Here is an 8,661-nt window from a genome sequence, read left to right on the forward strand (position 1 = left end):
GGCCGAGCAGCCCGCTACCGCCAGCACGTTGCGGGCGCGGTGCGTCAGGCGCTGCGAGTATTCCAGCTGCCTGAGTTCGTCCGGCAGGCCGATCAGCACGTTGGAATCCGAGCCGACGCCGAAGCGTCCGCCATGTTCGACGAACAGCGGCGCGGCGAAGGTGCCGTCGCCGAGATTGGCCTCGGTGATCGGGCAGAGGCCTGCGATCGCGCCACTCCTGGCCATGCGGACCGTCTCGGCCTCGGTCATATGCGTGGCGTGGATCAGGCACCAGCGCCGGTCCACCTTGGCATGGTCAAGAAGGAATTGGACCGGCCGCGCGCCCGACCAGGCGATGCAGTCTTCCACTTCCTTTATTTGCTCTGCGATATGAATGTGGATCGGGCCGTCCGGCGCCATCGCGGTTACCGCGTCGAGTTCCTCCGGCGTCGCGGCGCGCAGGCTGTGCGGGGCGACGCCGACAACGGCCTGATCGAGCGAGCGAACGCTTTCGCGGCCTTTCTCAAGCAAGCGACCGAACCGTTGGACATCATTGATGAATCGCCGCTGGCCCTCATTGGGTGCCGCACCCCCGAAGGAGGAATGGGCATAGAAGACGGGCAGCAGCGTCAGCCCAATGCCGGTCTCAGCCGCGGCCGCCGCGATCCGCTCCGCCATCTCGGCGATGTTGCCATAGGGTTTTCCGTCGCGGTCGTGGTGGAGATAGTGGAACTCGCCGACGCGCGAAAATCCCGCTTCCAGCATCTCGACATAAAGCTGTGCCGCCACCGCCTCGACCTGGTCCGGCGTCATCGACAGAGCGAAGCGGTACATCACCTCGCGCCAGCTCCAGAAACTGTCGGTCGAGGGGCCTCGCAGTTCGGCGAGCCCCGCCATGCCGCGCTGGAACGCGTGGCTGTGCAGATTGGACATGCCGGAGAGTACAATGGCATGGCGCTCGTCGCCGGTCAGCGGTGAGGCGCCGGGCTCGGCCACCGCGATGCGGCCGCCCGCCAGCGTGATCCTGACATTGTTGTTCCAGCCGTCCGCCAGAAGTGCCTGTTCCGCGAAGATCGCCGTCACGATTTTCTCCGAATCCCGCTTTCCGATGACAATAGCACTTGCAGTGCGCTTCAATATGTATATACATAATTGTCATCCAATCAAACGGAAAAGATGATGGCGGCAGAAATCAAAAGCCGGGCAGGGGGCCTTCACCTTTGGCGCAATGCGCGCCTGGCGACGATGGCCGAAGGCGCGCCGGGACTGGGCATCGCCGAAAGGGGCGCAGTCGTCGCGCGCGACGGCCTGATCACCTATGCCGGGCCGGAAGCCGATCTGCCGGCGGCGCTTGCCCAGGGCGCTGACATCACCGACTGCGAAGGCCGCTGGGTCACGCCCGGCCTGGTCGATTGCCACACCCATCTCGTCTACGCCGGCAACCGCGCCAACGAGTTCGAGATGCGGCTGGCCGGCGCCACCTATGAAGAGGTGGCCAAAGCCGGCGGCGGAATCGTTTCCTCGGTGAAGTCATTGCGTTCCGCCAGCGAGGACGAACTGGTAGCCCAGACATTGCCGCGCCTCGACGCGCTGATGGCCGAGGGTGTCACCACGATCGAAGTGAAGTCGGGCTATGGCCTTGACGTCGACAATGAGAAGAAGTCGCTGCGTGCCGCGCGGCGACTCGGTGACAAACGCTCGGTGACGGTCCGCACGACATGCCTCGCCGCCCATGCGCTGCCGCCGGAGGCCAAGGGCGACAAGGACGCCTTCATCGATCTCGTCGCGAGCGAGATCATGCCCGCCGTGGCCGCGGAAGGCCTGGCCGACGCGATTGACGGTTTCTGCGAGGGCATTGCCTTTTCACCGGAGCAGATGGCGCGCGTCTTCGACAAGGCCAAGACGCTCGGCCTGCCCGTAAAACTCCACGCCGACCAGCTCTCCAACCTGCATGGCGCCGAGCTTGCCGCGCGTTACGGCGCGCTGTCGGCCGACCATCTCGAATACACCGACGAGGCGGGCGCGGCGGCGATGGCCAGGGCCGGAACCGTGGCGACGATCCTGCCCGGCGCCTATTACTTCATCCGCGAGACCAAGAAGCCGCCGGTCGAGCTGTTCCGCCGGCATGGCGTGAAGATGGCGGTCGCCACGGACAGCAATCCTGGCACTTCGCCGCTCACGTCCCTGCTGCTCACCATGAACATGGCGGCCACCTTGTTCGGGCTGACTGTCGAGGAATGCCTTGCCGGCGGTACCCGCGAAGCCGCGCGTGCGCTTGGCCTGCTGGAAAACACCGGCACGCTGGAGGCGGGAAAGTCCGCCGACCTCGCCATCTGGGACATAGAGCGCCCGGCCGAACTCGTCTACCGCATGGGTTTCAACCCGCTGCATGCCCGCATCTGGAGAGGACAATGACCGAACTCGTTCTGAAGCCCGGCAACGCAACGCTGGCCGACTGGCGCGCCATCTATCGCGGCGCGGTGCCGAAGCTAGACGCCGCCTGCAAGCCGAGGATCAAGGCCAGCGCCGAGGCGGTTGAGCGGATTGTCGCCAAGGGCGAACCGGTCTATGGCATCAACACCGGCTTCGGCAAGCTGGCCAGCGTGCGCATACCCGCCGCCGATCTCGAAACCCTGCAGCGCAACATCGTGCTGTCGCATGCCGCCGGCGTCGGCGAGCCTATGCCGGTTGCCGTCACCCGGCTGATGATGGCGCTGAAGCTCGCCAGCCTCGCGCAGGGCGCCTCCGGCGTGCGGCCGCAGACCATCGCGCTGCTGGAAGCGATGCTCGCCAACGACGTCATTCCGGTGGTGCCGGCGCAGGGCTCGGTCGGCGCCTCCGGCGACCTCGCGCCGCTGTCGCACATGACGGCAGCGATGATCGGCGTCGGCGAATGTTTTACCCCGCACGGTCGTTTCCCGGCCAAGGTCGCTTTCGTCTCGCACGGGCTGGAGCCGGTGACGTTGGGTGCCAAGGAAGGCCTGGCGCTGCTCAACGGCACGCAGTTCTCGACGGCTTTCGCGCTGGCCGGCCTGTTCGAGGCCGAGACCCTCTATCAGTCGGCGCTGGTCGCCGGCGCGCTGTCGACGGACGCCGCCAAGGGCTCGGACGCGCCCTTCGACCCGCGCATCCATCTGCTCAGAAAGCATCGCGGCCAGATCGAGACGGCGGATGCGCTGCGCAATTTGATGGCCGGCAGCGCCATCCGTGAATCGCACCGCGTGGGCGACGAGCGCGTGCAGGATCCGTACTGCCTGCGCTGCCAGCCGCAGGTGATGGGCGCCGCCCTCGATGTGCTGCGCAAGGCGGCCGACACGCTTGAGACCGAGGCCAATGGCGTCACCGACAATCCGCTGATCTTCGCCGAGGACGATACGGCGCTTTCGGGCGGCAATTTCCACGCCGAGCCGGTGGCCTTCGCCGCCGACATGATCGCGCTTGCTGTCTGCGAGATCGGCTCGCTGTCGGAGCGCCGTATCGCCATGCTGGTCGATCCGGCGCTGTCCGGCATGCCGGCCTTCCTGACGCCGAAGCCGGGACTGAATTCCGGCTTCATGATCCCGCAGGTGACGGCGGCGGCGCTGGTTTCCGAAAACAAGCAGAAGGCCTATCCGGCAAGCGTCGATTCGATCCCGACCTCCGCCAACCAGGAAGACCATGTCTCGATGGCCGCGCACGGCGCCCGCCGCTTGCTTGGCATGATCGAGAATGCGACCGCCGTCATCGGCATCGAACTCCTGGCTGCCGCACAAGGCTGCGATTTCCATGCGCCGCTGGCGTCGAGCCAAGCTCTTGAAGCGGTGCGCAAGCTGGTCCGGGCCGAAGTGCCGCATCTCGACAATGACCGCCATTTCCATCCCGACATGGAAAAGGCCATCGCCATGGTGCGCAGCGGCGCCGCGGTGATTGCGGCGAGCGCCGTGGCCTTGCCGGCGATTGCGGGAGCGGTGTGATGGCCGCGCCTTCCTGGCTCACCGTAACCCGAGGCACCGCACCCTTGCTGGTCTCGATCCCGCACACCGGCATCGACCTTGCCGGTCTCGACAGCCGGCTGGTCTCGCCCTGGCTCGGCCGCCGCGACTGCGACTGGTGGATCGACAAGCTCTACGATTTTGCGGCCGACCTCGGCGCGACGGTGGTGCACACCGCGATCTCGCGCACCGTCATCGACGTCAATCGCGACCCGTCCGGCGTCTCGCTCTATCCCGGCCAGGCGACGACCGGCCTTTGCCCGACCGAGACCTTCGACGGCGATCCGCTCTACCATATGGGCGAGGAGCCGACGCCTTCGGAAATCGACGAGCGCCGCGAGACCTACTTCAAGCCTTACCATGCCGCCCTGCAGGCCGAGATCGACCGCCTGCACGGCATGCACGGAAGAATCGTCCTCTACGACTGCCACTCGATCCGCTCGGTGCTGCCGCGCCTGTTCGGGGGCACGCTGCCGGTGTTCAACCTCGGCACCAATGACGGCAAAAGCACCGATCCGGCCCTTCAGGCCAAGGTCGCCGAGATCATGGCCGCAACCGGTCAGACATGGGTGGTCAACGGCCGCTTCAAGGGCGGCTGGATCACGCGCAGTTTCGGCCATCCGCAAAACGGTGTCCATGCGCTGCAGATGGAGCTTTCCAACCGCGGCTACATGCGCGAGCCCGAAGGAAGGGGCGCGCCGGACAACTGGCCGGTGCCCTACGATCCCGAATACGCGGCGCCGATCCGCGCCACGCTGAAGACCATCCTCGAAACCACCATTGACTGGGCCGGGCGCTGACGCGCCGCCTTACTCGAAAGGGACAATGATGACCAATCCTCGCCACAACATCCGCGAGATCCGCAGCCCGCGCGGCGCCGAACTCAACGCTCGCAGCTGGCTGACCGAGGCGCCGCTGCGCATGCTGATGAACAATCTCGATCCCGACGTCGCCGAAAACCCCAACGAGTTGGTTGTCTATGGCGGTATCGGCCGCGCAGCGCGCACCTGGAACGATTTCGACCGCATCGTCGCCTCGCTGAAGACGCTCGCCGATGACGAGACGCTGCTGGTGCAGTCCGGCAAGCCGGTCGGCGTCTTCCGCACGCATGCCGATGCGCCGCGCGTGTTGATCGCCAACTCCAACATCGTGCCGCATTGGGCGAACTGGGAGAAATTCAACGAGCTCGATAAGAAGGGCCTGATGATGTACGGCCAGATGACGGCCGGCTCCTGGATCTATATCGGCACGCAAGGCATCGTCCAGGGCACCTACGAGACCTTCGTCGAGGCCGGCCGCCAGCACTATGACGGCAACCTCAGGGGCAAGTGGATCCTGACCGCCGGTCTCGGCGGCATGGGCGGAGCGCAACCGCTGGCCGCCGTCATGGCCGGCGCCTCGTGCCTGGCCATCGAATGCAATCCGGACTCGATCGATTTTCGCCTGCGCACCCGCTATGTCGACGAGAAGGCCGAGACGCTCGATGAAGCAATGGAAATGATCGAGCGCTGGACCAAGGCCGGCGAGGCGAAGTCGGTCGGCCTGCTCGGCAATGCGGCCGAGATCGTACCGGAAATGTTCAAGCGCGGCATTCGCCCCGACATCCTCACCGACCAGACTTCGGCGCATGACCCAATCAACGGCTATCTGCCCAAAGGTTGGACGATGGCCGAGTGGCGCGAGAAGCGCGTCTCGGACCCGAAGGCGGTCGAGAAGGCGGCGCGCGCGTCGATGCGCGAGCATGTCGAGGCGATGGTCGCGTTTTGGAACGCCGGTGTGCCGACGCTGGACTACGGCAACAACATCCGCCAGGTTGCCAAGGAAGAGGGCTTCGAGAACGCCTTCGCTTTCCCTGGCTTCGTGCCGGCCTACATCCGGCCGCTGTTCTGCCGCGGCATCGGCCCGTTCCGCTGGGCAGCGCTTTCGGGCGATCCCGAGGATATCTACAAGACCGACGCCAAGGTGCGCGAGCTGACCCCCGGCAACACCCATCTGCACAACTGGCTGGACATGGCGCGCGAGCGCATCTCGTTCCAGGGCCTGCCGGCGCGCATCTGCTGGGTTGGGCTCGGCGACCGCCACAGGCTGGGCCTCGCCTTCAACGAGATGGTGGCCAGGGGCGAGCTCAAGGCGCCGGTTGTCATCGGCCGCGATCACCTCGATTCCGGTTCGGTCGCGTCGCCCAACCGCGAGACCGAAGCGATGAAGGACGGCTCCGACGCCGTTTCCGACTGGCCGCTGCTCAACGCGCTGCTCAACACCGCGTCGGGCGCCACCTGGGTGTCGCTGCACCATGGCGGCGGCGTCGGCATGGGCTTCTCGCAGCATTCCGGCATGGTCATCGTCGCCGACGGCACGCCGGCGGCCGCCAAGCGCCTTGAGCGCGTTCTGTGGAACGACCCGGCGACCGGCGTCATGCGCCACGCCGACGCCGGCTACGATATCGCCATCGAATGCGCCAAAGAGCACCAGCTCAACCTGCCGGGCATCCTGGGCTGAGCCGATGCGCATCCTTCGTGCCGCCGGCTACCGCGTCATGCCGTGGAAGAACGGCGGCGGCACGACGACCGAAATCACTGTTTCGCCCGACGGCGCCGGGTTCGACAATTTCGACTGGCGCATCTCGATGGCGCGCGTCGAGGCCGGCGGCCCGTTCTCCAGCTTCGCCGGCATCGACCGCACGCTTTGCGTGCTGGCAGGGCAGGGGATCGTACTCGACGTCGCCGGCCGCGCGCCGGCCGAACTGACCGCGGCCTCCGCCCCTTTTTCCTTTGCAGCCGATGTGCCGACCGCGGCCGCGCTGATCTCCGGCCCGATCACCGACCTCAATGTCATGACCCGGCGCGGCCGCATGACGCACACCGTCGAGCGCCTGACGGTCGCGGCGCCTCTGGAAATCGAGGCCAGGGCGGACACGACCCTTGTCCTGCCTCTCGATGGCGAGATCGTGCTTGCCGGCGACGCGCCCGAGCGCCTCGGCCCGCTCGATGCGCTGGTGCTGGATCTGGGCACCCCGAGACAGCGCCTGGAGCCGGCCGCCGGCACGATCCTGTTCGTGATCCGCATCGATCGGGCTGGCAGCAACCATTAACGCCTGTTGCCAAACATGATCGCGGCGCCGGCGAAAATTGGCGTAAGCTCTTGCCCGCATCACGAAAAAGCCGGATTCCTTCCATCGATCAGATATGGGACGGGGAGCGTGGGGCGCTCGTCCATCGAGCTGCTGAGAGATGACGCCCTGTCGTGGTGCGGAGAACGAACTTTCGGCCTAAGTTGACATGCAACCAATTGCATTTGAGCAGGTTTTAGGGCCATTGCCGTGGCGGGGACGCCGCACCGTGCCCGCCATACGGAAATATAAATGAACATACAGACGAATCCCGCCAAGATCGAACTCACGAGCGCCAGCTTCCCGGTCATCACCGAAGCGCCGATACGTTCCAATTTCATGCCGGAAGACCGGCTACGCGAGTTGGGTGCCGGCCTTGCCAAAGGGGACGTCAAGGATCTGTTTGGTCTGGCGCCGTTCGAGTTCCAGGCCCGCATCCGCGACAGCGCCAAGCGAATCCTCGAAGTCTACCGCTCGACCAATGCCGCGCAGGCCAAGGGCGAAACCATCACCCCGGCGGCGCAATGGCTGCTCGACAACAACTACCTGGTCGAGGAGACCATCTTCCAGGTCAAGCGCGACCTGCCGCGCCGCTTCTATCGCCAGCTGCCGACGCTGAAGCTGGCCGACGGAACCACCGTGCCGCGCGCGCTGGCGCTGGCGTGGACCTATGTCGCGCATTCCGACAGCTCGGTCTCGGCCACCATGTTCAAGGCGATCGTCGAGGGCTTCCAGTCGGTCGAGCCGCTCAAGATCGGCGAGCTCTGGGCGCTGCCGTCGCTGTTGCGCTTCGTGCTGATCGAGAATCTCCGCCGCATCGCCGTGCGCGTCAACCGCACCAGGCAGATGCGCCAGATCGCCAACGAGGTCGCCGACCGGGTGCTGGCGACAGACGACAATGCCGACCGGCAGAAGATCCTGTCGCACTATGGCAGCCACGCGCAGGACACCACTTTCGCCACCCAATTGCTCTACCGCCTGCGCGACGGCTCGCAGAACGCCGGCCGGGCGCTGGAATGGCTGGAAAGCGAGCTGGAAAAGACCGGCTCCGATGCCGAGGAGATCATCATCTCCGAGCATCACACACTGTCCAGCGGCAACGTCACCACCGGCAACATCATCCGCGGCCTGCGCCTCATCAATGACGTCGACTGGACGGTCTGGTTCGAGGGCGTCAGCCGCATCGACACGCTGCTGCGCGAGAAGACCGACTTCGCCGCGCTCGACTTCTTCTCACGCGACCAGTACCGCACCGCCATCGAGGAACTGGCGCGCCGGTCGGAGCTCTCTGAATTCCGCGTCGCCGAAAAGGCGATCGAGCTTGCCGGCCATGTTTTGATCGCCGATGCCTCCGGCGCTGAGGTTCCCCAGGCCGAGGCGCCCGACACCGATGCCACGGTGCATACCGATGTCGGCTTCTTCCTCGTCGGCCCGCGCCGGCTGGAGCTGGAAAAGGCGATCGGCTATCGGCCAACCATCAGCGTCACGGTCAAGCGCGCTTTCTCCGCTACCGGCTGGCTGGGCGTCGTCGTGCCGGTCTTTGCGCTGACGGTGCTGTTGTTGGCGCTGGCCGGCAACGCGCTCGACCACCTCGGCCTGGCG

Annotated in this window: 6 protein-coding genes and 1 pseudogene; 6 read left to right on the forward strand and 1 reads right to left on the reverse strand. The window is 66.0% G+C overall.

Translation table 11 applies throughout. The annotated features are described in order from the left end of the window. Positions 1–1,062, reverse strand: a 1,062-nt coding sequence (locus tag EN742_RS14645) for a formimidoylglutamate deiminase (protein WP_128332954.1), incomplete at its 3' end; no start/stop codon positions are given. Between the two features lie 96 nt (positions 1,063–1,158). Here EN742_RS14645 and hutI point away from each other — a divergent pair. The 6 genes and pseudogenes from hutI to EN742_RS14675 all read left to right on the forward strand — a co-directional run. Continuing rightward, entirely contained in the window at positions 1,159–2,394 is a 1,236-nt protein-coding gene (gene hutI / locus EN742_RS14650; protein ID WP_128332955.1) for an imidazolonepropionase, read from the forward strand. Continuing rightward, positions 2,391–3,932 carry a histidine ammonia-lyase gene (hutH, locus tag EN742_RS14655; RefSeq protein WP_128332956.1) on the forward strand — a complete coding sequence of 514 codons (1,542 nt, stop codon included), beginning with the start codon at positions 2,391–2,393 and terminating at the stop codon, positions 3,930–3,932. Before hutI ends, hutH begins: the two co-directional genes overlap by 4 nt. After that, complete coding sequence (gene hutG / locus EN742_RS14660) at positions 3,932–4,750, forward strand: N-formylglutamate deformylase (RefSeq protein ID WP_126055033.1); 819 nt, start codon at positions 3,932–3,934, stop codon at positions 4,748–4,750. The genes hutH and hutG overlap by 1 nt, the downstream gene beginning before the upstream one ends. Positions 4,751–4,778: 28 nt before the next feature. Beyond that, positions 4,779–6,449, forward strand: a complete 1,671-nt coding sequence (gene hutU / locus EN742_RS14665; RefSeq protein ID WP_127406301.1) for a urocanate hydratase — start codon at positions 4,779–4,781, stop codon at positions 6,447–6,449. A gap of 4 nt (positions 6,450–6,453) precedes the next feature. Then, the gene (locus tag EN742_RS14670; protein WP_127406299.1) at positions 6,454–7,041 is read left to right on the forward strand and encodes a HutD family protein; all 588 of its coding nucleotides are present in this window, start codon (positions 6,454–6,456) and stop codon (positions 7,039–7,041) included. A 270-nt stretch (positions 7,042–7,311) separates the two neighbouring features. Beyond that, a pseudogene (locus tag EN742_RS14675) lies at positions 7,312–8,661 on the forward strand (protein ndvB); the annotation flags it as partial.

Source organism: Mesorhizobium sp. M4A.F.Ca.ET.020.02.1.1, from assembly GCF_004022645.1.
Taxonomy (GTDB): domain Bacteria; phylum Pseudomonadota; class Alphaproteobacteria; order Rhizobiales; family Rhizobiaceae; genus Mesorhizobium.

What these genes read in the sequence shown, in the direction of transcription:
- hutH (WP_128332956.1), top strand. Translation starts at nt 2,391, where the DNA reads ATGACCGAACTCGTTCTGAAGCCCGGCAACGCAACGCTGGCCGACTGG.
- hutG (WP_126055033.1), top strand. Translation starts at nt 3,932, where the DNA reads ATGGCCGCGCCTTCCTGGCTCACCGTAACCCGAGGCACCGCACCCTTG.
- hutI (WP_128332955.1), top strand. Translation starts at nt 1,159, where the DNA reads ATGGCGGCAGAAATCAAAAGCCGGGCAGGGGGCCTTCACCTTTGGCGC.
- hutU (WP_127406301.1), top strand. Translation starts at nt 4,779, where the DNA reads ATGACCAATCCTCGCCACAACATCCGCGAGATCCGCAGCCCGCGCGGC.
- EN742_RS14670 (WP_127406299.1), top strand. Translation starts at nt 6,454, where the DNA reads ATGCGCATCCTTCGTGCCGCCGGCTACCGCGTCATGCCGTGGAAGAAC.